General features: G+C 65.1%; 21 protein-coding genes. 15 read left to right on the top strand and 6 right to left on the bottom strand.

Annotated features, from left to right (window positions below):
* Positions 1 to 105 precede the first annotated feature (105 nt).
* The 4 genes from IVA87_RS32945 to blaBJP all read left to right on the top strand — a co-directional run bounded on the left by IVA87_RS32945 (position 106) and on the right by blaBJP (position 3,256).
* Positions 106 to 417, top strand: a complete 312-nt coding sequence (locus tag IVA87_RS32945) for a hypothetical protein (protein ID WP_247337272.1) — start codon at positions 106 to 108, stop codon at positions 415 to 417.
* A gap of 603 nt (positions 418 to 1,020) precedes the next feature.
* On the top strand, positions 1,021 to 1,866 hold the full coding sequence (locus tag IVA87_RS32950) for a hypothetical protein (RefSeq protein ID WP_346658390.1): 846 nt from the start codon (positions 1,021 to 1,023) through the stop codon (positions 1,864 to 1,866).
* A 61-nt stretch (positions 1,867 to 1,927) separates the two neighbouring features.
* Positions 1,928 to 2,203 (top strand): Plug domain-containing protein, encoded by a 276-nt coding sequence (locus IVA87_RS32955; protein ID WP_247302148.1) that lies wholly within the window; start codon positions 1,928 to 1,930, stop codon positions 2,201 to 2,203.
* Between the two features lie 168 nt (positions 2,204 to 2,371).
* Positions 2,372 to 3,256: a BJP family subclass B3 metallo-beta-lactamase gene (blaBJP, locus tag IVA87_RS32960; protein WP_247302150.1), complete on the top strand. Its 885-nt coding sequence runs from the start codon at positions 2,372 to 2,374 to the stop codon at positions 3,254 to 3,256.
* Between the two features lie 88 nt (positions 3,257 to 3,344).
* Here the strand turns inward: blaBJP and hutU are convergent, their stop codons facing one another.
* Genes hutU through hutI form a run of 3 tightly spaced genes read right to left on the bottom strand, consistent with a single transcriptional unit; the run spans position 3,345 to position 7,792 of the window.
* Complete coding sequence (gene hutU / locus IVA87_RS32965) at positions 3,345 to 5,012, bottom strand: urocanate hydratase (protein ID WP_247302153.1); 1,668 nt, start codon at positions 5,010 to 5,012, stop codon at positions 3,345 to 3,347.
* Between the two features lie 9 nt (positions 5,013 to 5,021).
* Positions 5,022 to 6,581, bottom strand: coding sequence for a histidine ammonia-lyase (gene hutH, locus IVA87_RS32970; RefSeq protein WP_247302156.1), 1,560 nt, complete (start codon positions 6,579 to 6,581; stop codon positions 5,022 to 5,024).
* The gene (gene hutI / locus IVA87_RS32975) at positions 6,578 to 7,792 is read right to left on the bottom strand and encodes an imidazolonepropionase (RefSeq protein ID WP_247302158.1); all 1,215 of its coding nucleotides are present in this window, start codon (positions 7,790 to 7,792) and stop codon (positions 6,578 to 6,580) included. Before hutI ends, hutH begins: the two co-directional genes overlap by 4 nt.
* Positions 7,793 to 7,874: 82 nt before the next feature.
* On the opposite strand from hutI, the gene IVA87_RS32980 reads away from it, so the two are divergent.
* The 7 genes from IVA87_RS32980 to IVA87_RS33010 all read left to right on the top strand — a co-directional run bounded on the left by IVA87_RS32980 (position 7,875) and on the right by IVA87_RS33010 (position 16,051).
* On the top strand, positions 7,875 to 9,233 hold the full coding sequence (locus tag IVA87_RS32980; RefSeq protein ID WP_247337275.1) for a formimidoylglutamate deiminase: 1,359 nt from the start codon (positions 7,875 to 7,877) through the stop codon (positions 9,231 to 9,233).
* Positions 9,230 to 9,958, top strand: coding sequence for a histidine utilization repressor (hutC, locus tag IVA87_RS32985; RefSeq protein ID WP_247337278.1), 729 nt, complete (start codon positions 9,230 to 9,232; stop codon positions 9,956 to 9,958). Before IVA87_RS32980 ends, hutC begins: the two co-directional genes overlap by 4 nt.
* 107 nt (positions 9,959 to 10,065) lie before the next feature.
* Positions 10,066 to 11,010: an ABC transporter substrate-binding protein gene (locus tag IVA87_RS32990; protein ID WP_247337280.1), complete on the top strand. Its 945-nt coding sequence runs from the start codon at positions 10,066 to 10,068 to the stop codon at positions 11,008 to 11,010.
* A gap of 71 nt (positions 11,011 to 11,081) precedes the next feature.
* On the top strand, positions 11,082 to 11,855 hold the full coding sequence (locus IVA87_RS32995; RefSeq protein ID WP_247302300.1) for an ABC transporter permease: 774 nt from the start codon (positions 11,082 to 11,084) through the stop codon (positions 11,853 to 11,855).
* On the top strand, positions 11,852 to 12,637 hold the full coding sequence (locus IVA87_RS33000) for an ABC transporter ATP-binding protein (RefSeq protein ID WP_247302184.1): 786 nt from the start codon (positions 11,852 to 11,854) through the stop codon (positions 12,635 to 12,637). Before IVA87_RS32995 ends, IVA87_RS33000 begins: the two co-directional genes overlap by 4 nt.
* The gene (locus tag IVA87_RS33005) at positions 12,630 to 13,862 is read left to right on the top strand and encodes a Zn-dependent hydrolase (RefSeq protein ID WP_247302186.1); all 1,233 of its coding nucleotides are present in this window, start codon (positions 12,630 to 12,632) and stop codon (positions 13,860 to 13,862) included. The genes IVA87_RS33000 and IVA87_RS33005 overlap by 8 nt, the downstream gene beginning before the upstream one ends.
* 1,028 nt (positions 13,863 to 14,890) lie before the next feature.
* Positions 14,891 to 16,051 carry an MFS transporter gene (locus tag IVA87_RS33010; RefSeq protein ID WP_247302189.1) on the top strand — a complete coding sequence of 387 codons (1,161 nt, stop codon included), beginning with the start codon at positions 14,891 to 14,893 and terminating at the stop codon, positions 16,049 to 16,051.
* A gap of 65 nt (positions 16,052 to 16,116) precedes the next feature.
* On the opposite strand, the gene IVA87_RS33015 is transcribed toward IVA87_RS33010, so the two are convergent.
* Entirely contained in the window at positions 16,117 to 18,438 is a 2,322-nt protein-coding gene (locus tag IVA87_RS33015; protein WP_247337282.1) for a molybdopterin guanine dinucleotide-containing S/N-oxide reductase, read from the bottom strand.
* Positions 18,439 to 18,638: 200 nt separating this feature from the next.
* Here IVA87_RS33015 and IVA87_RS33020 point away from each other — a divergent pair, with 200 nt between their 5' ends.
* Positions 18,639 to 18,989 (top strand): RidA family protein, encoded by a 351-nt coding sequence (locus IVA87_RS33020; protein ID WP_247302196.1) that lies wholly within the window; start codon positions 18,639 to 18,641, stop codon positions 18,987 to 18,989.
* A gap of 315 nt (positions 18,990 to 19,304) precedes the next feature.
* Here the strand turns inward: IVA87_RS33020 and IVA87_RS33025 are convergent, their stop codons facing one another.
* Both IVA87_RS33025 and IVA87_RS33030 read right to left on the bottom strand, forming a co-directional pair.
* On the bottom strand, positions 19,305 to 20,258 hold the full coding sequence (locus IVA87_RS33025) for a cation diffusion facilitator family transporter (RefSeq protein WP_247280456.1): 954 nt from the start codon (positions 20,256 to 20,258) through the stop codon (positions 19,305 to 19,307).
* Positions 20,259 to 20,389: 131 nt separating this feature from the next.
* Positions 20,390 to 21,172 (bottom strand): SDR family NAD(P)-dependent oxidoreductase, encoded by a 783-nt coding sequence (locus IVA87_RS33030; RefSeq protein ID WP_247302199.1) that lies wholly within the window; start codon positions 21,170 to 21,172, stop codon positions 20,390 to 20,392.
* A 166-nt stretch (positions 21,173 to 21,338) separates the two neighbouring features.
* On the opposite strand from IVA87_RS33030, the gene IVA87_RS33035 reads away from it, so the two are divergent.
* Genes IVA87_RS33035 through IVA87_RS33045 form a run of 3 tightly spaced genes read left to right on the top strand, consistent with a single transcriptional unit; the run spans position 21,339 to position 24,716 of the window.
* Positions 21,339 to 22,514, top strand: coding sequence for a zinc-dependent alcohol dehydrogenase (locus IVA87_RS33035; RefSeq protein ID WP_247302202.1), 1,176 nt, complete (start codon positions 21,339 to 21,341; stop codon positions 22,512 to 22,514).
* An 11-nt stretch (positions 22,515 to 22,525) separates the two neighbouring features.
* Positions 22,526 to 23,068, top strand: a complete 543-nt coding sequence (locus IVA87_RS33040; protein WP_247302204.1) for a hypothetical protein — start codon at positions 22,526 to 22,528, stop codon at positions 23,066 to 23,068.
* A gap of 49 nt (positions 23,069 to 23,117) precedes the next feature.
* Positions 23,118 to 24,716: an alpha-amylase family glycosyl hydrolase gene (locus IVA87_RS33045; protein ID WP_247302207.1), complete on the top strand. Its 1,599-nt coding sequence runs from the start codon at positions 23,118 to 23,120 to the stop codon at positions 24,714 to 24,716.
* The last annotated feature ends 17 nt before the right edge of the window (positions 24,717 to 24,733 follow it).

Genomic DNA, 24,733 nt, shown 5'->3' on the forward strand with positions numbered 1-24,733 from the left:
TGGGTGCAACGCGAATTGATCCGAGGCGGACGCCGACAGGCCATCGTCCAGGAACGTCGCCAGCATCGGCATGTTGTCTTCGAGGTGAAAGGCAAGGAGACTGCGATGAAGAAGATCATTTTGGCATCCGCGTGCGTCATGGCGCTGGCGACCGGGGGCGCATTCGCGCAGACACAACCCGCTCCAGGCGCATCCGGCCAAGGCGACGTCGGTCCCTCGTCGCGGGGGCCCGCGACCAAGGGCATGACGACGGGCCGTTCGTCGAACATGCAGAACGAGGCCAGCGACAGCAAGGGCACCCAACAGCCATCCGCAGGAGGCACCAATACGAATAACATGGGCAGCCAAGCCGGTGGCGGCGCTGGCTCCGGTGGCGCTGGCTCCGGCGGCGGTGCAGGCTCCGGCTCCGGGCGATAGCCGCGAGAGGACGTTACAGCTTCGCCTAGCCTGAAGATTCCCCGGGAGTTCGCTGCTACGCCGCGCCCCGGCTGATGCCGATCGTAGCTATGCCAATGACCGCTCGCGCTGTTCAGTGAAATCAGCGATAGCGCAGGCTTTGAGATACCGCCGACAATCACAATTACAAAAGCACGGGCGGTTTCCGCCTCGTGTGTGAGCGCACCGATGTTCTGCAATTGGTCCCGTCTCGATTGACATCGGTGCGAGGGCCGGGGCAGTTTTTTACATTGCTGGCGAATCAGCGATAGCCTCACGCCGGGTACCTCTTGGATAACTCCAGTGCTTTCGAGACTGATATCGTTGCTGCGCCGCCTCCCTGCGGTGAATTGGGCGTTCACCCGGCTTCGGCCCCCGCCGCACAGCCGCAGCGTTGACGTTGCACCGAGTGCCGTAGATGGCCCAGCCGCCCTCATCGACGTTGCGGAAGCCGCTCCGGCTCGCGTCACCGACGTCAGCGCGGAGCCTTTGCATGACAATTCCGACCTCGCGGTCACGGCTCCGGTAGCCGAGAATGACACGGCTGTCTCTGTCGATGCGGAGAGCCCCTCGACCGAAATGCGCGTGGAAGACGCTTCAACTCCGGAGACACTGATAGGAGCCGAGGCGGCCTCGACATACCCGGCCGTCGAGGACGTTTCTGCTTCATCGCCCGACGTGGAGCACGATCCGGTTTTGGTTCCTGATCTCGTCATCGTCAGCGAGACGGGCTCTGAAGTGCCGGCGGCGGTTGAAGCCGTCGCAGCGAAGGTCTCGCTTTCGTCTGGAGAGGTCGAGACCCCTCTCACCAGCGACAAATCCTCGCCCAGCGCTTCCGCGGCCGTCGCCAATCAAATTCCCGCCGTTGTCGTCGATACCATCAGCGTTGCTGCGGACGTGCCTGAAACCAGCTCCGGCAGCGCCCCATATGGCAGCGCCGAGATCGCGCCCGCCACCGCAAATGATGCGCCGCTCGCCAAAGCCGTCGCTACGGGTGTTCCCTCTGCCTATTCGCTCGGCGCCATCACGAATATCGAGCCGGCTCCCGCTGTCGTGTCTGCTTCTCCGGAGATTCGCAGCACACGGAAAGTTCGCGCTAGACCCACAGAGCCGACCGATCGTGCCGCGCTGATCCGGCAGCGCTGGGCCGAGACCGGGATCAGGATGTGGAATCCGCGCCTGCACGGCACCGGCGATGCCACGCTCAACATCCAGGGCAGTGTCGGACTGCTGCCACCCGCGACCGGCGAGACGATGCCGCGCTACGACAAGCTGGAATTCAAGATGCTGGGCGGGCAAATCGTCTGCGAGGGCGTCATCGTCGAGGCGCCTGCGCATGCAAGCCAGCGCAGCTTCACCCGGCTCGCAGAGCCCGGGAAACACGACCGGGTCCGCGAGCCGGTGCGGGAGCGCCAGGCCGCTCTCGCCTGATCCTTTCTTCTGCGGCCACTGGCGATGTGCTAGGTTGATGTCCCAACATGGGAGATCGCATATGCGCGCAAGGTCATTGTCTGTGGTCCTGCTCGCCGCCTTCTGCATTGGGCAGCCCGCTCTCGCGGCCGGGAAATGGCCGCGTCACGCGGCTGCTCCCGTCGCCGATCCGGCCACACTCTACAAGGCCGATCGGCTCTCGTCCTCGCGCAGCGAGACGATCCTCAACACGCCCGGCCAGACCACCGTGCTGACGCGGCAGGTCCTTGACGACATGAACGCGACGAGCCTCCGGGGCGCCATGCGCGCGACCGCCGGGGTGACGATCGGGCGCTAGGCTCTTGTGGCCTTCGGCCGGCCTGGCGCTATTGCCGCGCGGCAGATCAAATTTTCCAGACACGAAGCAGTTGCCCGCAACGCCGATCGCGACGTAACTTGCGCACCGGTCGAGCACACGATTTCCGCGCCCGATCGAGACGACAAGAAAACTAATGGGAGGCAGACTATGAAGAAGCTCGCGGCCGCGCTGTGCGCGCTGGCATTGTTCGCAACTGACGCGCAGGCGCAGACCATCAAGGATTTCCTGGCCGCGGTCATGCAGAAGTGGACAGCCCCATTCGAGCCGTTCCAGCTCATCGGCAACATCTACTATGTCGGGACCGAAGGCATTGCCGTCTACGTCATCAAGACCCCGCAGGGCCTGATCCTGATGGACACGGCGATGCCCCAGTCCACCGGCATGATCAAGGACAACATCGCCAAACTCGGCTTCAAGGTTTCAGACATCAAATACATCCTCAACACGCATGCGCATCTCGACCACACCGGCGGTTTTGCCGAGATCAAGAAGGAAACCGGCGCGCAGCTCGTGGCCGGTGAGCGCGACAAGCCGCTGCTCGAAGGCGGCTACTATCCCGGCGACGAGAAGAACCAGGACCTCGCCTTCCCTGCGGTGAAGGTTGACCGCACGGTGAAGGAAGGCGACAAGGTCACACTGGGCGACGTCACGCTGACGGCGCATGCAACGCCCGGCCATTCGCCGGGCTGCACGAGCTGGGAGATGAGTGTCAAGGACGGCAAGGAGGACCGCGAGGTGCTGTTCTTCTGCAGCGGCACGGTCGCGCTGAATAGGCTGGTCGGTCAACCGACCTATCCCGGGATCGTCGATGATTATCGCGCGACATTCGCCAAGGCCAAGGCGATGAAGATCGACGTGCTGCTCGGGCCGCATCCGGAGGTCTACGGCATGCAGGCCAAGCGGGCGCAGATGAAGGACGGCGCGCCGAACCCGTTCGTCAGGCCGGGGGAGCTGGCGACCTACATCACCGGCCTGTCCGAGGATTTCGACAAGCAGCTGGCCAAACAGACCGCGGCACTGGAGAAGAAATAGCGGCCGTCTAGCATTGCCTTCGCCTCATCCGGCACGGCGTTCGGCGAAGCAGAGACGGAGCCGCAGCCAAGGTCGCGATCTGATCGCACTAGGCCAGGCTCGGCAGATCGAGGCCGTTGGCGTGAGCGCAGTCGATCGCGGTCTCATAGCCTGCATCGGCATGGCGCATCACGCCGCTGGCGGGATCGTTCCAGAGCACGCGCTCGATCCGCTTCGCGGCTTCCGGCGTGCCGTCGGCCACGATCACCATGCCGGCATGTTGCGAATAGCCGATGCCGACGCCGCCGCCGTGATGCAGCGAGACCCAGGTCGCACCGCTGGCGCAATTGAGCAACGCGTTGAGCAAGGGCCAATCCGACACCGCGTCCGACCCGTCCTTCATCGCCTCGGTTTCGCGGTTCGGGCTTGCCACCGAACCGCTGTCGAGGTGATCGCGGCCGATCACGATCGGCGCTTTCAATTCGCCGCGCGCCACCATCTCGTTGAAGGCAAGGCCCAGACGATGGCGATCGCCAAGGCCGACCCAGCAGATCCGCGCCGGCAGGCCCTGGAACTTGATGCGCGCCTTCGCCATGTCGAGCCAATTGTGCAGATGCTTGTCGTCAGGCATCAGCGCCTTGACCTTGGCATCCGTCTTGAAGATGTCCTCGGGATCGCCCGAGAGTGCGGCCCAGCGGAACGGCCCGACGCCGCGGCAGAACAGGGGACGGATATAGGCGGGAACGAAGCCCGGGAAATCAAAGGCATTCTTCAGGCCCATGTCCTGCGCCATCTGGCGGATGTTATTGCCGTAGTCGAGCGTCGGAATGCCCTGTGCGTGGAAATCCAGCATGGCCTTGACGTGCTCGACCATCGACGTCTTCGAGGCACGCTCGACCGACTTCGGATCGGACGCGCGCTTCGCCTCCCACTCGGCCAGCGTCCAGCCTTTCGGCAAGTATCCATTGATCGGGTCGTGCGCGCTGGTCTGATCGGTGACGATGTCGGGCTTGACACCGCGGCGCACCAGTTCCGGGAAGATCTCGGCGGCATTCCCGAGCAGGCCGACCGAGACCGCCTTCTTAGTGTTTCCCGCCTCTTCGATGATCGCAAGCGCTTCGTCGAGCGTTGCGGCCTGCCGATCGAGATAGCCGGTGCGCAGCCGCATGTCGATGCGGCTGGGCTGGCATTCGACCGCGAGCATCGAGGCGCCGGCCATGGTTGCGGCCAGCGGCTGCGCGCCGCCCATGCCACCAAGGCCGGCGGTGACAATCCATTTACCAGCGAGGCTGCCGCCATAGTGGCGACGGCCGACCTCGACAAAGGTTTCGTAGGTGCCCTGCACGATGCCCTGGCTGCCAATATAAATCCAGGAGCCCGCGGTCATCTGGCCGTACATCATCAAGCCCTTCCGATCGAGCTCGTTAAAATGATCGAGCGTCGCCCAGTGCGGCACGATGTTGGAGTTCGCGATCAGCACGCGCGGTGCGTCGGCATGGGTACGGAAGACACCGACCGGTTTTCCGGACTGGATTAGCAAGGTCTGGTCGTTTTCAAGCTTGCGCAAGGCCGCCGTGATCCGATCAAAACTCTCCCAGTCGCGCGCGGCTCTGCCAATGCCGCCATAGACGACGAGCTCGCTCGGCCGCTCCGCCACGTCGGGATCGAGATTGTTCATCAGCATGCGCAAGGGCGCTTCCGTCAGCCAGCTCTTGGCGCTGATGTCGCTGCCGCGCGGCGCGCGGATGGTGCGGTCGTTGTCCAGTCGGCGGTTCATGCGGACCTCTTAATCAAGTCTCGGAAACGGATCGGATGGAAGTGCGGCAATCGCGTTGGCCGGCAACGCGTCGGCCTCGATCAGTGCAGCTGCCTTGGCGAGATCGCCGGCCATGTAGCGGTCGGCACCGAGTGCGGGCACTTGCTCACGAAGCGTGGCAATGACGGCAGCGAGCGGCGCGCTGGTCGCATGCGGCGCACGAAGCGTGATGCCTTGGGCGGCGACCAGAAGCTCGATGCCGAGAATGGCGGCGAGATTGTCGGCCATGTCGGACAGGCGCCGCGCGGCATGTGCGGCCATCGAGACGTGATCTTCCTGGTTGGCGCTGGTCGGGGTCGAGTCGATCGAGCAGGCGAGCGCCCGCTGTTTATTTTCGGCATAGAGCGCGGCCGCCGTGACCTCGGCGATCATGAAGCCGGAATTGACGCCGGGGTCGGGCGTCAGGAACGGCGGCAGGCCGAAATTGAGTGCAGGATCGACCAGCGTCGCGATGCGCCGCTCGCTGATCGCGCCGATCTCCGACAGCGCGAGCGCAATCGCATCGGCGGCAAAGGCCACCGGCTCGGCGTGAAAATTACCGCCGGAGACGATCTCGCCCGTCTCGACCAGCACCAGCGGATTGTCGGTGACGGCGTTGGCCTCGATCATCAGCGTGCGCGCCGCCTGCGTGATCAGGTCTAGTGCTGCGCCCGCGACCTGCGGCTGACAGCGCAGGCAATAGGGGTCCTGCACGCGCTCGTCGCCTTCGAGATGCGACAGGCGGATGTCGCTGCCGTCGAGCAGCGCCGTCAGCGTCGCCGCCGCGGCGATCTGCCCGGCGTGGCCGCGCAGCGCCTGGATTTCAGGGCGGAACGGCGCCGTCGAGGCCATCGCCGCATCGACGGACAGCGCCCCCGTGACGAGCGCGGCGCGAGCGAGGCGAAATGCGCGCAGCACGCCCGAGATGGCGTAGGCGGTCGAGAACTGCGTCCCGTTGATCAGCGCGAGCCCTTCCTTAGGCCCGAGCGTCAGCGGCGCGAGTCCGGCGGCCTTCAGCGCTTCGGCGCCAGATACAATTTTCCCGTCAACGATCGCCTGCCCTTCGCCGATCATCACGGCCGTCATATGCGCAAGCGGTGCAAGATCGCCGGATGCGCCCACGGAGCCCTGCTGCGGCACCAGCGGATAGACACCTCGCGCCAACATGTCCTGCAGCTGCTCGATCAGCTCGCGACGGACGCCGGAGGCGCCGCGGGCGAGCGAGACGATCTTCAGCGCCATCATCAGCCGCACGATCGATTCGGGTGTCGCCGGGCCGACTCCGCAGCAATGCGAGACGATCAGGTTGCGCTGGAGCACCGCGGTCTGATCCGGCGGAATGCGCTTCGACGCAAGCTTCCCGAAGCCGGTGTTGATGCCGTAGACGGGGACATCCGCGCGCGCGGCTCTTGCGACGATCTCCGCCGCTGCTTCGACGCGCGCCCAAAACGAGGGATCGAGCACGACGGGCGCACCATCGAGCACACACCCGAGATCGTCGAGACGGACCATCCCCGGTCTGACGACGATCGCTGCGTCCCGCTCCGTCACTGGCCCCTCCATATCCGCCCGTGCAGCGGATTGAAGCCGATCCGGTAGACAAGCTCGGCCGGCCGCTCGATGTCCCAGATCGCGAGGTCGCACCATTTGCCGGCCTCTAACGTACCGCTCTCATCCAGCACGCCCAGCGCCCGCGCACCTTCGCGCGTCACGCCGGCGAGGCATTCGGCCACTGTCATCCGGAACAGGGTCGCCCCCATGTTCATCGCGAGCAGCAGCGAGGTCAGCGGTGAGCTGCCGGGATTACAGTCGGTCGCCAGCGCCATGTGGACGCCAAGCTTGCGAAACGTCTCGACCGGCGGCTTTTGCGTCTCGCGGATGAAGTAGAAGGCACCGGGCAGCAGCACGGCTACCGTTCCGGCCTTGGCCATCGCGACGGCGCCGGCTTCATCGGTGTGCTCGAGATGATCGGCCGAGAGCGCGGAGAATTTCGCGGCAAGCGCAGCACCGCCGAGATTCGAGAGCTGGTCGGCATGGAGCTTGACCGGCAGTCCAAGTTCCCGCGCTGTCTCGAACACCCGCGCGGTCTGCCCGGCGGAGAACGCGATGCCTTCCATGAAGGCATCGACGGCATCGGCAAGTCCCGCCTTTGCGATCGCGGGCAGCATCTCATGGCACACGAGATCGATGTAACGATCCTTGTTGTCCTCCGCCTCCGGCGGCAGTGCATGCGCGCCGAGGAAGGAGGTGCGGATCGCGACCGGCCGCCGACCACAGAGGCTGCGCGCGGCGGCAAGCTGACGCATCTCAGTCTCGGTATCGAGACCATAGCCGGACTTGATCTCGACCGTGGTTGCGCCCTCGGCGATCAAGGCGTCAAGCCGCGGCAGCGCGCCTACGACGAGCTCGGCCTCGCTCGCCTGCCGCGTCGCAGCCACCGTCGAGACGATGCCACCGCCGGCGCGCGCGATCTCCTCGTAGCTCGCCCCCTTCAGGCGCAGCTCGAACTCGTGCGCGCGGTTGCCCCCATAGACCAGATGGGTGTGGCAATCGACGAGACCGGGCGTGATCCAGCGTCCCGCGCAATCGATCTTTTCCACCGCATCGGCATCCGCCGGAAAATCGGTCTGCGCGCCCGCATAGACGATACGGCCGCCGCGCGCGGCGATGACGCCCCGCTCGATCTCGCCAAGGTCAGGACGGTCAGCCCGCATCGTGGCGAGCCGGGCATTGTGCCAGATCCGGTCGAAGCGCTCTGCCATGCAACGGCCCCTTCGTGGGATGCTTGACTTATATGTCTAGACATATAATCGTGGGGCGGTTCTGTCCAGCCGGCGTGTAATCATGACCCGACTGCATTTCGCCTCCGCGCTCTTGCCCTCGGGCTGGGCCAATGACGTGCAGGTGGTCGTCACCGCCGGCACGATCGCGGCGGTGACGCCGAATGTGGCGCCGGCAGCCGGGGACGAGCGCCACGCAATCGCGCTTCCGGGATTGGCGAGCCTGCACAGCCACGCGTTCCAGCGCGGCATGGCGGGTCTCGCCGAGCTGCGCGGCGACAGCACCGACACTTTCTGGACCTGGCGCGAGACGATGTATCGCTTCGCGCTGGCGATGACGCCAGATGACGTGACCGCCGTCGCGACGCTGCTCTATGTCGAAATGCTGGAGCAAGGTTTCACCCGCGTCGGCGAATTCCACTATCTCCATCATGATCGAGACGGCTCGCCTTATGCTGACGTCGGCGAGATGGCCGCGCGCATCGCACAGGCTGCCGAAGCTTCAAGCATTGCGCTGACGCTGTTGCCGAGTTTTTATGCGCACGGCTCCTTCGGAGGCGCACCGCCGCATGCAGGCCAACGCCGCTTCATCTGCTCGGTCGATCAGTTCGCCGCGCTAATGGCCGCCTCGCGCAAGGCGATCAGCGGGTTGCCGGGCGCGAATATCGGCATCGCGCCGCATAGTCTGCGCGCGGTGGCGCCTGACGAGCTCAAGTCGATCATTCCGCTTGCCGATGGCGGGCCGGTGCACATTCACGCCGCCGAACAGGTGAAGGAAGTCGAGGATTGCCTCGCATGGTCGGGACGGCGACCTGTGCAATGGTTGCTGGAGCACGCGCCGGTCGATCAAAGCTGGTGCCTCATCCACGCCACCCACACGACGAATGAGGAAGTCACCGCATTCGCCAAGTCCGGCGCGGTCGCGGGTCTCTGCCCGATCACCGAAGCAAGCCTCGGCGACGGCATCTTTCCGGCACGCGAATTCCTCGATGCCGGCGGCGCGTTCGGTGTGGGCACCGATTCCAACGTGATGATCGGCGTCGCCGACGAGTTACGCCAGCTCGAATATGGCCAGCGCCTCAAGCATCGCCAGCGTAACGTGCTCTCCAGCGGCGCCGGGCGCTCGACCGGACGCACGCTGTTTGATCATGCGCTCGCGGGCGGCGCACAGGCGATGGGGCAGACGACCGTCGGCCTCGCGTCAGGAGCGCGCGCTGACATCGTCACGCTCGACACGGCACATCCGTCACTGGCGGGACGCGCACGCGACGCCGTCATCGACGGCTGGATCTTTGCGGCTGGCAGCGGCGCGGTCGATTGCGTCTGGGTCGGCGGCGACAAAGTGGTTGAGGGCGGCCGGCACAAGCTGCGCCAAGCCGCACGCGAGCGCTTCAACGCCTCGGTCCGGAGGCTCGTCGCATGAGCCTAGCAACCGATGCGGCCGACAAGCCGACGCTCTACAAGCGAATCCGCGCCGATATCGAAAAGTGCATTTTGACCGGCGAATGGCCGCCCGGGCATCGCATCCCCTTCGAGCACGAGCTGGTCGCGCGCTACGGCTGCTCGCGCATGACGGTGAACAAGGCCTTGTCGGAGCTGGCGCAAGCCGACCTGATCGAACGGCGGCGGCGCGCCGGATCCTTCGTGCGCCGGCCGCAGCATCAGTCTGCCGTGCTCAAGATCGCCGACATCCGTGCCGAGATCATCTGGCTCGGCCGCAGCTACGGCTACGAGCTGATTGGCCGCAAGCTGCGCACGGCGACCGCCGCTGACCGCGCCCGCCTGGGCGTCAAGAAGTCCGGCAAGGTGGTCGCGATCGCCTGCCGGCATAGCGCCGACAATGTGCCGTTCGCCGTCGAGGACAGGCTGATCGACCTTGCGTCTGTGCCGAACGCTGCGACCGCGGATTTCTCGCGCGAGCCGCCAGGCTCGTGGCTGCTCCACCATGTCCCGTGGACGGAGGCCGAGCATACCATCAGCGCCATTGTTGCGGATGATCGCGCGGCGAAGGCGCTCGACATCGCGGTTGGCGCGCCTTGCCTCGTGATCGACCGCTATACCTGGCGCAGCGCGCGCACGATCACCGCGGTGCGCCTGCTCTATCCGGGTGACTCTCACCGCCTTGTCGCCCGATTCAAGGGAGGCTGAGAGAATAATGGCGGCACAATTCGTGCAATGCTTCGGGCAGCGGTCCAAATGGACAGACAAGGATCAACAGGACGTTCAATCCATCGATCGGCAGGAGGACGACAATCATGCGTAGTTTGAAAGTATTTGTGACAATCATTGCCCTCGCGGTCTCCACTCCGGTGCTCGCCGACGACGTCAAGGTCGGCATCGGTATCTCCGGATGGACGGGCTTTGCGCCGCTGACGCTGGCGAAGGAAGCCGGCATCTTCAAGAAGAACGGCCTGGACGTCACCATCAAGAAAATCCCGCAGAAAGACCGTCACCTCGCGATCGCCTCCGGCGACGTCCAGTGTGCGGCAACGACCGTCGAGACCTGGATCTCCTGGAACGCCAACGGGGTTGCCACCAAGCAGATCTTCCAGCTCGACAAGAGCTACGGCGCCGACGGCATGGCCGTCCGCAACGACCTGGCCTCGATCAAGGACCTGAAGGGCAAGACCGTCGCGGCCTCCGCGCCCGGCACCTCGCCGTATTTCGCGCTGGCCTGGATGCTCAAGAAAAATGGCCTGTCGGTGAAGGACGTCACCGTCGTCAATCTCGAGCCGGCTGCGGCTGCGCAGGCCTTCGTCTCCGGCCAGAACGATGCCGCGATGACCTATGAACCCTATCTTTCGACCGTGCGCGCCGCGCCGGACAAGGGCAAGATCATCGCGACCACGCTCGACTACCCGATGGTCATGGACACTTTTGGCTGCACGCCGAAGTTCCTGACGGAGAACCCCAAGGCCGCCAAGGCGCTCGCCGACAGCTATTTCGAGGCGCTCGACATGATCGCCAAGGATCAGGCCAAGGCCTACGAGATCATGGGCGCCGATGTGAAGCAGACCGGCGAGCAGTTCGGCAATTCGGCGAAATATCTGCGCTGGCAGGACAAGGCCGCGAACCAGAAGTTCTTCGCCGGCGATTTCCTGACTTTCAACAAGGAGGCCGCCGACCTCCTGCTCGAAATCGGCATCATCAAGGCCGCCCCGAAGGTCGAGGATCTCTTCGACGCGAGCTTCATCAAGTAAAGCTCTGCAAGTTGCCGGTTCCGCTGAAGCGCGGGACCGGCGCATGATCGGCTATTCGGATAGACAGTTTGATGCGTCCCCTGGATCCCGTGACATCGAAGCAGCGCATGGCGTACGGCTTTGCGTTCTTCGTGCTGTTCGTTGCCCTCTGGTCGTGGGCAACGCTCGGCGGCCATGTGTCGAAGACCTTCCTCGCCAACCCGCTGACCATGGTGCAGGAAGGTTATGACCTGCTGGCCAAGCAGGGCTTCGTCTACGACATCGGCATGACGATCTGGCGCGTCGTCGGCGGCTTCGCTCTCGCCGCGATCATCGCGGTGCCGCTTGGCGTGCTCATGGGCGCCTACAAGCCGGTCGAAGCGTTCCTCGAACCGTTCGTCTCCTTTGCGCGCTACTTGCCTGCCTCCGCATTCATTCCGCTCCTGATCCTGTGGGCCGGCATCGGCGAGTTGCAGAAGCTGCTCGTCATCTTCATCGGCTCGGTGTTCCAGGTCATCCTGATGGTCGCCGTGACCGTCGGCGCGACGCGCCGTGACCTGGTCGAGGCGGCCTATACACTCGGGGCCAGCGACCGCGGCATCATCCGCCGCGTGCTGCTGCCTTCCTCCGCCCCTGAAATTGCGGAGATCCTGCGGCTGGTGCTGGGCTGGGCCTGGACCTACGTCATCGTCGCCGAGTTGATCGGCTCGTCCTCCGGCATCGGCCACATGATCACCGACAGTCAGGCGCTGCTCAACACCGGCCAGATCATCTTCGGCATCATCGTGATCGGATTGATTGGCTTGATCTCGGACTTCCTGTTCAAGGCGTTCAATGCCTGGCTGTTCCCATGGAAGCTCGCATGACGACGCTCAAGATCGAACAGGTTTCGCGCATCTTCCCGGCACGCCACGGCAACGCGCCGACCAAGGCGCTGGAGCCCACCGATCTCATCATAGGCAACAACGACTTCGTCACCATCCTCGGCCCCTCCGGCTGCGGCAAGTCCACGCTGCTGCGCATCGTTGCGGGCCTGGATCGCCCGACCAGCGGGCGCGTCACGCTCGATGGGCGCGAGGTGACCGGCCCCGGCGCGGATCGCGGCATGGTGTTCCAGTCCTACACGTTGTTCCCCTGGCTGACCGTGCGCGAGAACATCGCCTTCGGCCTGCGCGAGCGCGGCGTGCGCGAGGCGGAGCGCAAGCGGATCGCCGATGCCTTCATCCGCCAGGTCGGACTATCCGGCTTCGAGAACCACTGGCCGAAGCAACTCTCCGGCGGCATGCAGCAGCGCACCGCGATCGCCCGCGCGCTCGCCAACGACCCGAAAATCCTGTTGCTCGACGAGCCGTTCGGCGCGCTGGACAACCAGACCCGCGCCTTGATGCAGGAAATGCTGCTGGCGATCTGGGAGCGCGACCAGAAAACGGTGCTGTTCGTGACCCACGATATCGAGGAGGCGATCTTCCTCGGTAGCCGCGTCGTCGTCATGAGCGCGCGCCCGGGCCGGATCAAGGCCGAGATCCATGTGGACCTGCCGCATCCGCGCTCCTACAAGATCAAGACCACGCCGGAATTCGTCCAGCTCAAGGAGCGGCTGGTCGAGGAGATTCGCAGCGAGGCGCTGAAGGTTGCCGAACATGCCTGACACTCCGCCCTGCGCCGACGGGAAGCGCGTCCTCGCCGACCTCAACGCACTGCGCGCCATCGGCGCCTACAAGACCGGCGTGCACAAGCCGACCTTCTCCGAGGCGCACAAGTTTTCGCTGGACTGGCTGATCCGGAAGCTGCCCGACGCCGGCCTCTCCGCTGCCATCGACGGCATCGGCAACGTCTTGGGTACCAGCGCGAAGCCGGGACCGAAGCTGCTGGCGGGATCGCATCTGGAGAGCCAGAACTACGCCGGCTGGCTCGACGGTCCGCTCGGCGTCGTCTATGCGCTCGAGGCGGCACGCGTCCTGAACGCCGATCCCTCGTTCGAAGGCGCGGTCGAGGTTGCCGCCTGGTGCGATGAGGAAGGACATTTTGGGCATTTCCTCGGCTCACGCTCCTATGTCGGTCAGGTGACCGAGGCCGACATCGATGCTGCCCGCGACCGCACCAGCGGCCGCACCATGCGCGACGCACTCACCGACATGGGGCTCGCAGGACGTCCGCGCATCACCGCGCCGCCGGGACGACACGTCGGATATATCGAGGCACATATCGAACAGGGCGACACGCTCGAAAGCGGCGGCCTCGCGATCGGCGTCGTGACCTCCATCGTCGGCATCTGGCAATACCGGATCAACTTCGTCGGCGAGCAGAACCACGCCGGCACCACGCGCATGGCCGTGCGAAAGGATGCGGGGCTGGCGCTGGCCAAATTCTGCGTCGCGATCGACGAGCGTTTCCCTGATGCCTGCGGCCCGCGCACGGTGTGGACCACCGGTCGCATCACGCTCGATCCCGGTGCACCCAGCATCATTCCTGGCGGCGCGGAAATGCTGTTCCAGATCCGCGACGACGACCCGGCGGTCATCGCGCGGCTGGAGCGGTTGCTGCGGACCATGACGGACGAGGTCAATGCGAAGGGCCCCTGCACCGTCACGGTGGAGAAACTGCGCACCGGCGCGCCGGCCATGATGAACGCCGGCTTTCAGGATGCGATCGAAGCCGCAAGCAAGGCCCTGGCCGGCGGGCGGTCGGTTCGCATGCCCAGCGGCGCCGGGCACGATGCGCAGATGCTGGCAACGATCATGCCCGCGGGGATGCTGTTCGTACCGTCCATCGGCGGCATCAGCCACCACTGGACCGAGAACACCGCCGATGCCGACATCGTCACCGGCGCGCAAGTGTTCGTCGATGCCTGCCGCCGCATCCTCGGCGGCTAGACGAGATTCTGCCCGCGAAAGCGGAGAATCCACTACGCCACGGCCTCTCGATTGATCCACAACGGTCTCGGAGTACTGGATCGCCAGGTCAAGGCCGCGCGAAGACAGCGCGTGTGGTCGCACACACGCCTTCGCATCCTCGCGGCGCGTTTCGCCCGAGCTTTGCTTCGTCGCTCCACCCTCTCAAGCCAAGAGGGCGCAGGGAAGGCCGGGTGCTGACCTGGCACCCACGGTCCGCTGTGCGAAAGGCACACGCAGAAGAACTGCACAGCGGCATACAGGTGAAGCCCAACACACGGCCTTCCCTGCGCAGTGGTTTGACGGCTTATGCCGCGCTCTCCCGGGAGCCGAGTTCGTTCTGGCCTCCCTCGCCTTCGTGGAAGTCGCGGACACCGCGCCGGTTGGCGCCAATGCCGCATCCGCAAGAGCTTGACCGTAGCAACGACGGCCAGGACCACACGGTTTTGCCGTACGCGCGGCTCGCCTGCGCCACAGGGTTCGACGGCGTTGTGCACCTTGCCATCGACATGCTGGCGCGACGAACCTGACAGCGCCGTCCGTCTGCGCGAAGCTTAAGGGCTCACGGAGAGCAATCCGCCCTGCCCCTGACTTTTCGCGCCCGACGCTGCCGCGTCCACCGCAAGCCCGCTCCACGATCATCACGACACATGATCGCCCCTCTCGGATGAGCCGGGATGGCCGATACATACGTTATTTCCGAATTTCGGTAAAGGAGAATATTTTTCCGCTTAGGGCTTGACACACATGTGGAAACGGTCGGGTGTTTTGCCTGACGGACCCGCGCCGGCCTGGCTACGTCTGTTTACATCCATCCACATTTCACCAGCCGGGCGTCTAGTCCCGCCTCGCCCAGCCGATGCGCGGGGCCATGGGCACCTTCCCCTGCGCGCCGGCGCCAGCTTGCATTTTTCACAAGCTGCCTGCGACAATTCGTGCACCGTTCGGACATAATGGTGCGGCAATCCTGGGGCTTGTCGGCCGCCCGCCCATGCTCCCCCGGAGTTCCCATGCTTTCTGCCGACCGGCCGGCAACACGCCTTGCGACCCGGCTCGCCTTCCTCGTCGCGGGCTTTGGCATCGCGTGCTGGGCACCGCTGGTGCCGTTCGCGAAGACGCGCCTCGGCGTCGATGACGGCATGCTCGGATTGCTGCTGCTCAGCCTCGGCATCGGCTCGGTCCTCGCCATGCTTCTGACCGGCGTGCTGAGTGCGCGCTACGGCAGCAGACCGATCATCATCGCCGGCGGGCTCAGTCTCGCCCTGGTGCTGCCGCTGCTTGCGATCGCGAGCTCGCCCGCAGCGCTGGCGCTGGCGCTCTTTGCCTTCGGGGCCGCGCTCGGCTCGATCGACGTCGCCATGAACATCCATGCGGTGGAGGTGGAGCGCGCCGCGGCCCGTCCGCTGATGTCCGGCTTCCACGCGCTGTTCAGCATCGGCGGTTTCGCCGGCTCTGCGCTGATGACGGCACTGCTCTCGCTGCAATTCGGCGCGCTCACCTGCGCGCTGGTCTGCTCTATCCTGATGCTGATCGCGATGTTGGTGATGTGGCCGCGCCTGCTCCGCTCAGCGCAGGTGCAGGGGGGACCTCTGTTCGTGCTGCCGCACGGATCGGTGCTCCTGCTCGCGCTGCTTGGCGCCATCACTTTCCTGGTCGAAGGCGCGATGCTCGATTGGGGCGCTCTGCTCGTCATCGGCGCGGGTCTCGTCTCGGAGGCGCAAGGCGGCGCCGGCTATATGGTGTTCTCGATCGCGATGACCGTGGGGCGGCTCGGCGGCGACGCCGTCGTCGCACGCATCGGAGACCGCGCCACGCTGTTGTGGGGAAGCCTCATCGCCATCGCGGGCTTCGTGGTCCTGCTCACGGCTCCCGTGGCGGCGGTTGCCATAGCCGGCTTCCTGCTCATCGGCCTCGGCGCATCGAATCTGGTGCCCGTGCTGTTCCGCGGGGCGGCCAAGCAGAAAGCCATGCCCACGGGCCTCGCCGTCGCGGCGATCACGACTGCCGGCTATGCCGGCGTGCTCCTCGGTCCCGCCGGCGTGGGCTTCGTTGCTCGCGCCAGTGGGCTGCCAACGGCGTTCTGGCTGTTGGCCGCGCTGATGGGTCTCGTCACGCTGTCGGCAGGCATCGTCACGAAAGAGCAGCACCGGACAGCGCGCGCCCGGGCGTGAGCGGCCGATGCTGGACGAGCGGTCACGGATTACGCTCGCGCTCCATCCGGGCTTCGACGAATACCCTACACCGGATCGAACGCCCGGATCGGTGGCAGATTGCCCGTGAACTTTTCCACCTCGATCGCTGTCAACTGTCCCGTGCAACCCTGCGCCAGGGACGAGGTGCCGATGTCGCGGGTGAGCACGTTCGGATTGCCGTGCACGCAGAGCGGCGCGTCGTCCTCGGGATCCATCGGGTCATACCACGCGCCGGTCGGCAGTTGCACCACGCCGGGCGCGATGCCGTCGGTGACGTGGACTGCGGCAAGGCAGGCGCCGCGGTCGTTGAACAGGCGGATGATATCGCCATCCCTGATGCCGCGCGCTTCAGCGTCACGCGGATTCATGCGCGCGACCTCGCGGCCGCGATGTTTAGCGGCCAGCGAATGTCCGCCGAAATCGAGCTGGCTATGCAGGCGCGTCACCGGCTGGTTGGCGACGAGGAAGCACGGCGCATTGGGCTTCGGTGTGTCGGTCTTCTCCAGCCACACCGGATGACCAGGACAATCCGCATCACCATGGCCTGCGATCTTCGCCGAGAAGATCTCGATGCGGCCGCTCGGCGTCGGCAACGCGTGACCTGTGGGATCCTCACGGAAGCGGCGCAGCCTGCCGCCGTCATCGGGCTGCTGCGGCACGATCAGGCTGCCGCGTTGCCAAAATTCATCGAAGCTCGGCGCCTCCAGGCCACGCTTGGCCAGCGAGGCGCGGGTCGGCTCATACAGATGCTCGAGCCACTGCCGCGAGCTGCGGCCTTCAGTGAAAGGTTCGCGCGCACCGAGACGCTCGGCGAGATCGGCGAAGATCTCGTAGTCGTCGCGCGAAAGGCCAAACGGCTCGGCGATGCGGTGCATAGCGGCCATGAGGGGATCGTTGGTGGAATAGCCGATGTCCTCGCGCTCAAGCGTCATGGTTGCGGGCAGCACGATGTCGGCATGCCGGGCCGTCGCGGTCCAGCCGAGCTCGTGCACGACCAGCGTGTCCACTTGCGCAAACGCCTTGCGCAGACGGTTGATGTCCTGGTGGTGATGGAAGGGATTGCCGCCTGCCCAGTAGACGAGGCGGACGTCCGGATAGGTGCGCGTCTCGCCATTGTAGCGGTAGGTAGCGCCCGGGTGGAGCAGCATGTCTGCGATGCGCGCGACCGGAATGAAATCGGCAACGCCGTTGCGGCCCTGCCCCAGCGTCGGCCCCGGCACGTCGTTGACGCGGCGGCCGTAATAGCCGATCGCACCTAACGAATAGGCATAGCCACCGCCGGACAAACCGATCTGGCCGAGCGCTGCCGCCAGCACCAGCCCCATCCACACTGGCTGCTCGCCATGTTCGGCGCGCTGCAGCGAATGCGATACGGTGATGAGTGCGCGCTTTCCGGCGAGCCGGCGCGCCAGCGCACGGATATGGTCGGCGTCGACGCCGCAGATCGGGGCGGCCCATTCGGCGTGCTTCGCTTGCCCATCGCTTTCGCCGGTGAGATAGCGCAGGAAGATCGGCCACCCCTCCGTATAGCGATCGAGGAAGGCCTGATCGTGCAAGCCTTCGCTCACCAGCGTGTGGACGATGCCGAGCATCAGCGCGGTGTCGGTGCCGGGCACGCAGCTCAGCCATTCGGCGCCGGCTTCGACCGGAAGGTCGTCGCGCAGCGGGCTGACCAGGACGAACTCGCAGCCGCGCCGGCGCGCCGCTGCCATGGCGCCGCGCTCGACATGCTTGCTGATCGAGCCGCCGGCGACCATAGAATTCTTCAGCGCCATGCCGCCGAAGGCCAGCACGATCTCGGTGTCAGCCGCGATCTGCTCCCAGGTGACGTTGCGCTTGGTGATATCCTCGTATCCCGCCAGGATCTGCGGCAGCAGCACCGAGGACGCGCCGGAAGAATAGGTGTTGACCGAACGCACATAGCCGCCCAACGCGATGTTGAGGAAGCGATGCACCTGGCTCTGGGCGTGATGAAAGCGGCCCGCGCTCGACCAACCATAGGAGCCGCCGAACACGGCGCCCGGACCGTGCGTGTCGCGGACGCGCGCCAGCTCGTCGCCGAGCAGATCGAGCGCCTTCTCCCAGCTCACGGTAACAAATTCGTCGCGGCCGCGGCGATCGTCCGGGCCGGGACCGCGCTCGAGCCAGCCGCGGCGGATCGCCGGCCGGGCGATGCGGGCCTGATGGCGCAGTGCGCCCGGGAAATTGTCGATGATACCGTTCGGATCGGGATCCCCCGCATAGGCCCTCACCTCGAGTCCGGCCTTGCCTTGGCGCGCGGAAAACACGCCCCAATGCGAAGTATGCGGCTTGAAGCCGTCGGACAGGTCGAGGCCGGGGTCGGGGAAGCCAATCGTGTCGTCCATTAGATCGTCCTTGTTCCGATACGTGGTGGCAGTATAGCGATCCGCATCCCGATGTCATCGAGATCCGGGCTGATGCAAACGCCGGGCTCCCGTGTGTGAAAAGCAAGGCGTCGAGCGGAGCACGAGCGCGGTACGGGGCTCGTGTTGGTCGTGGACATGTGCGATATGCGTCCCTCCCCTCAAGCCACAACGGTCTCATCATGATCAAGCGCGTCTCGCCTTACGAAGGTCTGCTGCACGAAGTGGTCGAGCACAATGGCGTGCTTTACATCGATGGAATCGTTCCCGAGGACACGAGCCTCGATATGTCGGGCCAGGCAAACGACGTCCTCCGGCAACTGGCGCAGCTGCTGAAGACCCTCGGATCCGATCTGGCCAACATCTTGCAGGTGACCATTTACATGACCGACCTGAAGGAGAAGGCCGAGTTCAATGCGGCCTGGAAGGCGCACTTTGCAGAAGCTCATCTGCCGGCGCGCGCCGCAATTGGCGTCGCCGATCTCGGCCCGGGCGTCAAGCTCGAGATGACCGCCATCGCTGCGCGGCAATAGTGGTGCAGGCCGATCCGCTGTGCGGATTCGCGTCGCGGCCTGCGTGGCGGTCGCAAAGCGCCGCTTCCCTCAGGGGATTCTGCGCTCGAAGGATACTGATGTAGATCTCTTGCATTAGAATGGCTGCGGGCGTTGGGACCTGTGTTGTTTGACTGGGATGATCTCAAGTACCTGACGGCGATGGCCTGTCGCGGCCAGCACGCTCGCGCCCGCAGAATTTCATAACGGCTGCAATACGCTCCCTGCATCACATCTCCCAAGGCTCGGAGCGTTCTTTGGCTTCATGGCGCCGGCGGGCCGCTAACGCCGCCGTGGCTAGGACCTCCGGCTCCAGCGTTTCGCCCGAACGGCGTGAAAGCGCGCGTTCGTCTGCGGCTTGATGAACAGGGCCGCGACGCTCGGATGATGCTTGCGGATTTCACTCTCGAGCGAGATCACGCATTGCTCGATATCGTCGGCGCGCTTCTCGTCGGCGAACTCGACGCTGAGGGCGGCGACGATCTCGTCGGGGGATAGTTGTACTGTCAGGAGCCCGTTGGCTTGTAGCACACCCGGCGAGCGCCGCGCGATCTCGAGGATCGATCGCGCAAGCTCAGGGTGCGCCGGCTCGCCGATCAATAGACTCTTGCTCTCGCGGGCGAGCCCGACGGACGTGATCCCCAGGAGAATCCCGATCAGGATCGAGCCGACGCCGTCCCACACCGGCTGCGCCAGCCATACCGCCGCCGCCGTTGCCGCGGCCGCAATGACGATGCCGACCAGCGCCGCACTGTCCTCGAGCAGCACCATGAAGGCGGGCGGGTCCTTGCTGCGGACAAAGGCCTGATAGTAGCCAAACCGCGCCGCGTCCGAGCGGAAACGGCGCAGTGCGACCAGCCACGAGGCGCCCTCGAACAGGAACGACAGCCCGAGCACGATGAAACTGACGATGGGATCCTCGATCGGATCAGGCGCGACGACATGCACGACGCCCTGATAGAGCGAGACGCCCGAACCGAGCGCAAAGATCAGCAGGGCGACGATGAAGCTCCAGAAATACAATTCGCGCCCATAGCCGAGCGGATGGGATTCGTCCGCTGGACGGCTGGCGCGACGATAGCCGTAGAGCAGCAGGACCTCATTGGAGGTATCGACCACGGAGTGCACGGCCTCGCTGGTCATCGCCGAGCTTCCCGTCCATATGGCGGCGCCGATCTTGGTGACCGCGACGAGCAAATTGCCGGCAAGCGCGGCATAGACGGCGGTCTTCGATGATGATGCAGCGGCCATGTTCACCAACGCCAGTCCTCCTCTGCAGTCGTCGGCCCCGCCGGTTACGCAAAGGTCAGCGCTTTCGCCGGCACAGCGGAGGGAACCAGACGCCGTTTACGGCGAGCCGCGAGAGTTGGTGCACTCACGCGCTACGATTTTGCCGTGCCCGGCTCGGCCATCTTCCGATGCTGCTTGGCCAGCATCTCGTTCGGCGTGATGTTGGCGACCGTCGTCTGGATCTTGTTCTTCAACCCGGTGACGATATCGGCCTCACCCCGCAGCATTGCATCGAAGCCGGCCTTGGCTACGTCGTAGGCGCCATCCTTCTGCTCGGTGCCGACCTTGGTGTCCATCATTTCGGCCCGGCGGAAGAATTCGGTGTCGGTGGCGCCAGGCATCAGGCAAGTGACGGTGACGCCGCTATCGCGCAGCTCTTCGCGCAGAGCGAAGGAGAACGAGTCGAGAAAAGCCTTGGAGGCGTTGTACACCGCCTGGAAGCTGCCGGGCGTGAAGCCGGCGACCGAGCCCGTGATGAGAATGCGCCCGGAGTTGCGGCGCAGCATCGCATTGCCGACCCGGTGGATCAGGTCAAGCGTGCCGGTGATGTTGGTGTCGACGACGCGCCTGATGCGCTGGAAATCCTGATCGAGGAAGGCCCGGCCGAGGCCGATGCCGGCATTCGCCAGCAGCGCGTCGACCGGCCGGTCGGCAATCGCGGCGCAGAGCTTATCGATACCTTCAGTGGTGGCGAGATCGGTCTCGACCGGCTCCACGCTACCGCCGAGCCTACGCAGGTCGACGGCCACCCGCTCGATCGCGGGCTCGTCCGCGGCGATGACGAGATTGAAACCTGCCTGGGCGCAGCACCTGGCGAGTTCCAGGCCAATACCGGTTGAGGCGCCGGTGACGACGGCGAGTTGATTGGCGGGCATAGGGCATATCCTTGCGGATTGGGATGATGACGCCCAATCGCCCGACCGGCCACCCTGTTCCAATTTCCGCCCCCGGCTCGTGCAGTGCGAGGAATTTGCGCGTCGCATAGCAACCATCGTTCATTCCTGGACTTAGATGCCACGTGATTGATGGCGGAGGACGGAGATGAAGGCGCTGGTATGGCATGGCAAGGAGGACATCCGGTGCGACAGCGTCACCGACCCGGAGATCCAGGACCCGCGGGACGCCATCATCAAGGTCACGAGTTGCGCCATCTGTGGTTCGGACCTGCACCTCTTCCACAATTTCATCCCAGGCATGCTGCCCGGTGACATCATGGGCCATGAGACCATGGGTGAAGTGGTCGAGGTCGGCTCCGGCGTCGACGGCAAGCTGAAGAAAGGCGACCGCATCGTCGTGCCGTTCACCATCATTTGCGGCGAATGCGACCAGTGCAAGCGCGGCAATTTCTCCGTCTGCGAGACCACCAACCGCAAGCGTCATCTGGCCGAGAAGGTGTTCGGTCATTCCTGCGCCGGCCTGTTCGGCTACACGCATCTGACCGGCGGCTATCCCGGCGGGCAGGCGGAGTATCTGCGTGTGCCCTATGCCGATGCCACGCACATCAAAGTTCCCGCCGGCATCCCCGACGAGCAGCTGTTGTTCCTCAGCGACATCTTCCCGACCGGCTGGCAGGCCGCGGTGCAGTGCGACATCGAGCCGACCGACACTGTCGCGATCTGGGGCTGCGGCCCGGTCGGGCAGATGGCGATCCGCAGCGCCATCCTGCTCGGCGCCAACCAGGTGATTGCGATCGATTGCCTGCCCGAGCGGCTCAGCATGGCGGAAGCCGGCGGCGCCACCACGATCAATTTCGAGACCGAGAGCGTGGTTGAACGGCTGAACGAACTCACCGACGGCAAGGGACCGGAGAAGTGCATCGATTGCGCCGGCATGGAGGCGCATGTGATGGCCTCGCAACCGGACACGCTGCTCGACCGCGCCAAGCAGATGGTGATGCTGGAGAGCGACCGGCCCCACGTGTTGCGCGAGATGATCTATGTCTGCCGTCCCGGCGGCATCATCTCGGTCGCGGGCGTCTATAGCGGCTTCTCTGACAAGATGCCGATGGGCGCATTCATGAACAAGGGGCTGACGATGCGGACCGGCCAGACCCACGTCAACCGCTGGACCGACGACCTGCTCCGCCGCATCGAGGAAGGCGAGATCGATCCGTCCTTCGTCATCACCCATACCGTGCCGCTCAGCCAAGGGCCCGAGATGTACCAGGTGTTTCGCGACAAGCGGGACTCCTGCGTCAAGGTCGTGCTGAAGCCCTGAGGAAGTCCGCCATGTTTCACTTCTCCAACATCGTCCGCACCAAGGGTGATCCGAAAATCCTCGAGGGCGGGCCGAGCCTGAAGCGACCCGAAGACCAGCTCGCCCGCGCGCTCGGCTGGTTCAGTATCGGTCTCGGCGCCGTGGAATTCCTTGCGCCAAGGCGCATCACCGCGACGCTGGGCATGGAAGGCCATGAGACGCTGGTCCGCGCTTTCGGCGTGCGGGAGATCCTTGCCGGGATCATGTCACTGTCCGTGGACAAGAACGCCGGCCTCTGGGCCCGCGTCGGCGGCGACGGCCTCGATGCCGCCGCGCTGCTCTCCGGACTGACATCCGACAATCCCAAAAAAGGCAATATCGCGCTGGCGCTCCTGATGGTCGGGGGCATCGCCATGCTCGACTATCGCGCCGCGCAGGACACCAGGCCGCGGCGGCCGCCGCGCGAAGCGAGGCGCAAGCTCTATCCGAACCGCAGCGGCTTCCCCAAGGGGCTGGAAAACGCCAGAAGCGGCGCGAAGCAGATCGCTGCGCCCCCCATGCCCGAGCGATCCTGAGCTCGCGCGAGAGACACACTGTCAAACTGTCACGAGGTGAATCGAGGCAATGACCGAATCCCGTGACGAACGCGCGTGGTGGCAATCCGCAGTCGTCTATGAAATCGCGCCGATCTCGTTCCAGGATTCCAATGGCGACGGCAAAGGCGACCTCGCCGGCTTGATGTCGCGGCTCGACTACCTGAAATGGCTCGGCGTCGATGCGGTGTGGCTCACGCCGATCTACCGCAGTCCTTTTCGCGACCTCGGCTATGATATCTCCGATTATTGTTCAATCGACCCGAGTTTCGGCACGCTCGACGCGTTCGATCGCCTCCTCAGTGCCCTGCACGCGGAAGGCATCCGGATCATTCTCGACCTCGTCCCCAATCACACCGCCGACGACCACGCCTGGTTCGTCGAGAGCAGCAGTTCGCGCCACAGCGCGAAATCCGATTGGTACATCTGGGCCGATCCGGCCGAGAATGGCGGGCCGCCGAACAATTGGCTCAGTCGTTTCGGCGGCAGCGCCTGGGAATGGTGTGAGGCGCGGCGGCAGTATTATTACCATTCCTTCCTGGTCGAGCAGCCCGACCTGAACTGGCGCAATCCGGACGTGAGAGCAGCGATTGCCGACGTCATGCGCTTCTGGCTCGACCGCGGCGTCGACGGCTTTCGCGTCGATGCCAGCGCCGTGCTGATCAAGGACGATCTCTTGCGCGACAATCCACCGAACCCGAAAGCCAAGGACAAGCCGCCGCCGCAACGCCATACGCCCGTATTTACCGACGACCGGCCGGAGACGATGTCGTGCATCGAATTCATCCGGGAGGTGATCGATGCCTATCCGGACCGGGTGTTGTGCGGCGAAGTTCAGGGCAAGACCGACCGGATCGGGCACTTCTACGGCAACGATCGACCTCGCCTGCACCTGCCGCTGAATTTTGCGCTGCTGGACTCGCAATGGGACGCGCTGTCGCTCCAGGCGACCATCGACGCCTATCTCAACGCCATCCCCAAGGGCGCTTGGCCGGTGTGGGTGATCGGCGGGCATGACAAGCAGCGGATCGCCAGCAAGATCGGTGCGGCGCAGATGCGCGTGCTCGCGATGCTCTTGATGACCCTGCGTGGAACGCCATTCTTCTTCATGGGCGACGAGATCGGCCGCAAGCGCGTTCCCATTCCGGCCGATTGCGTTCACGATCCCTTTGAGAAGCTCGTGCCGGGCTATGGACTTTGCCGCGACCCCGAGCGCGCGCCGATGCGCTGGGATGACGGCGAGAGCGGCGGATTCACCACCGGCAGCCCGTGGCTGCCGCTGGGGCCTGGCGATGCGCCAAACGTGGCGCAACAGAGACGGGACGAGCGCTCCATCCTGGCGCTGTTTCGCGCGCTGATCGCGCTACGGCGCGAGCATGCCTGTCTGCGCGAAGGCAGCCAGGCGCCGCTGCGCTCGCAAAACGACGTGCTCGCCTTCAAACGCCTGGCGGGCCCAAGCGAAGTGCTGGTCGCGCTCAACATGGCCGCCGAGCCGCGAAGATGGCACTGGCAGGGCCGCGGGCGCCTGCTGATGTCGACCGACCTGGACCGGCCGCGCGAACCATTGCCGGATGCATCGATCCTGCTTCGGGGCAATGAAGGCGTGATCATCGAACTCGCGCGGCGATGATCGGAGGAACCATCGGC

Source organism: Bradyrhizobium sp. 147 (genome assembly GCF_023073935.1).
Taxonomy (GTDB): Bacteria; Pseudomonadota; Alphaproteobacteria; order Rhizobiales; family Xanthobacteraceae; genus Bradyrhizobium.

What these genes read in the sequence shown, in the direction of transcription:
- IVA87_RS32945 (WP_247337272.1), top strand. Translation starts at nt 106, where the DNA reads ATGAAGAAGATCATTTTGGCATCCGCGTGCGTCATGGCGCTGGCGACC.
- IVA87_RS32955 (WP_247302148.1), top strand. Translation starts at nt 1,928, where the DNA reads ATGCGCGCAAGGTCATTGTCTGTGGTCCTGCTCGCCGCCTTCTGCATT.
- blaBJP (WP_247302150.1), top strand. Translation starts at nt 2,372, where the DNA reads ATGAAGAAGCTCGCGGCCGCGCTGTGCGCGCTGGCATTGTTCGCAACT.
- hutU (WP_247302153.1), bottom strand. Translation starts at nt 5,012, where the DNA reads ATGAACCGCCGACTGGACAACGACCGCACCATCCGCGCGCCGCGCGGC.
- hutI (WP_247302158.1), bottom strand. Translation starts at nt 7,792, where the DNA reads ATGGCAGAGCGCTTCGACCGGATCTGGCACAATGCCCGGCTCGCCACG.
- IVA87_RS32980 (WP_247337275.1), top strand. Translation starts at nt 7,875, where the DNA reads ATGACCCGACTGCATTTCGCCTCCGCGCTCTTGCCCTCGGGCTGGGCC.
- hutC (WP_247337278.1), top strand. Translation starts at nt 9,230, where the DNA reads ATGAGCCTAGCAACCGATGCGGCCGACAAGCCGACGCTCTACAAGCGA.
- IVA87_RS32990 (WP_247337280.1), top strand. Translation starts at nt 10,066, where the DNA reads ATGCGTAGTTTGAAAGTATTTGTGACAATCATTGCCCTCGCGGTCTCC.
- IVA87_RS32995 (WP_247302300.1), top strand. Translation starts at nt 11,082, where the DNA reads ATGCGTCCCCTGGATCCCGTGACATCGAAGCAGCGCATGGCGTACGGC.
- IVA87_RS33000 (WP_247302184.1), top strand. Translation starts at nt 11,852, where the DNA reads ATGACGACGCTCAAGATCGAACAGGTTTCGCGCATCTTCCCGGCACGC.
- IVA87_RS33005 (WP_247302186.1), top strand. Translation starts at nt 12,630, where the DNA reads ATGCCTGACACTCCGCCCTGCGCCGACGGGAAGCGCGTCCTCGCCGAC.
- IVA87_RS33010 (WP_247302189.1), top strand. Translation starts at nt 14,891, where the DNA reads ATGCTTTCTGCCGACCGGCCGGCAACACGCCTTGCGACCCGGCTCGCC.
- IVA87_RS33015 (WP_247337282.1), bottom strand. Translation starts at nt 18,438, where the DNA reads ATGGACGACACGATTGGCTTCCCCGACCCCGGCCTCGACCTGTCCGAC.
- IVA87_RS33020 (WP_247302196.1), top strand. Translation starts at nt 18,639, where the DNA reads ATGATCAAGCGCGTCTCGCCTTACGAAGGTCTGCTGCACGAAGTGGTC.
- IVA87_RS33025 (WP_247280456.1), bottom strand. Translation starts at nt 20,258, where the DNA reads ATGGCCGCTGCATCATCATCGAAGACCGCCGTCTATGCCGCGCTTGCC.
- IVA87_RS33030 (WP_247302199.1), bottom strand. Translation starts at nt 21,172, where the DNA reads ATGCCCGCCAATCAACTCGCCGTCGTCACCGGCGCCTCAACCGGTATT.
- IVA87_RS33035 (WP_247302202.1), top strand. Translation starts at nt 21,339, where the DNA reads ATGAAGGCGCTGGTATGGCATGGCAAGGAGGACATCCGGTGCGACAGC.
- IVA87_RS33040 (WP_247302204.1), top strand. Translation starts at nt 22,526, where the DNA reads ATGTTTCACTTCTCCAACATCGTCCGCACCAAGGGTGATCCGAAAATC.
- IVA87_RS33045 (WP_247302207.1), top strand. Translation starts at nt 23,118, where the DNA reads ATGACCGAATCCCGTGACGAACGCGCGTGGTGGCAATCCGCAGTCGTC.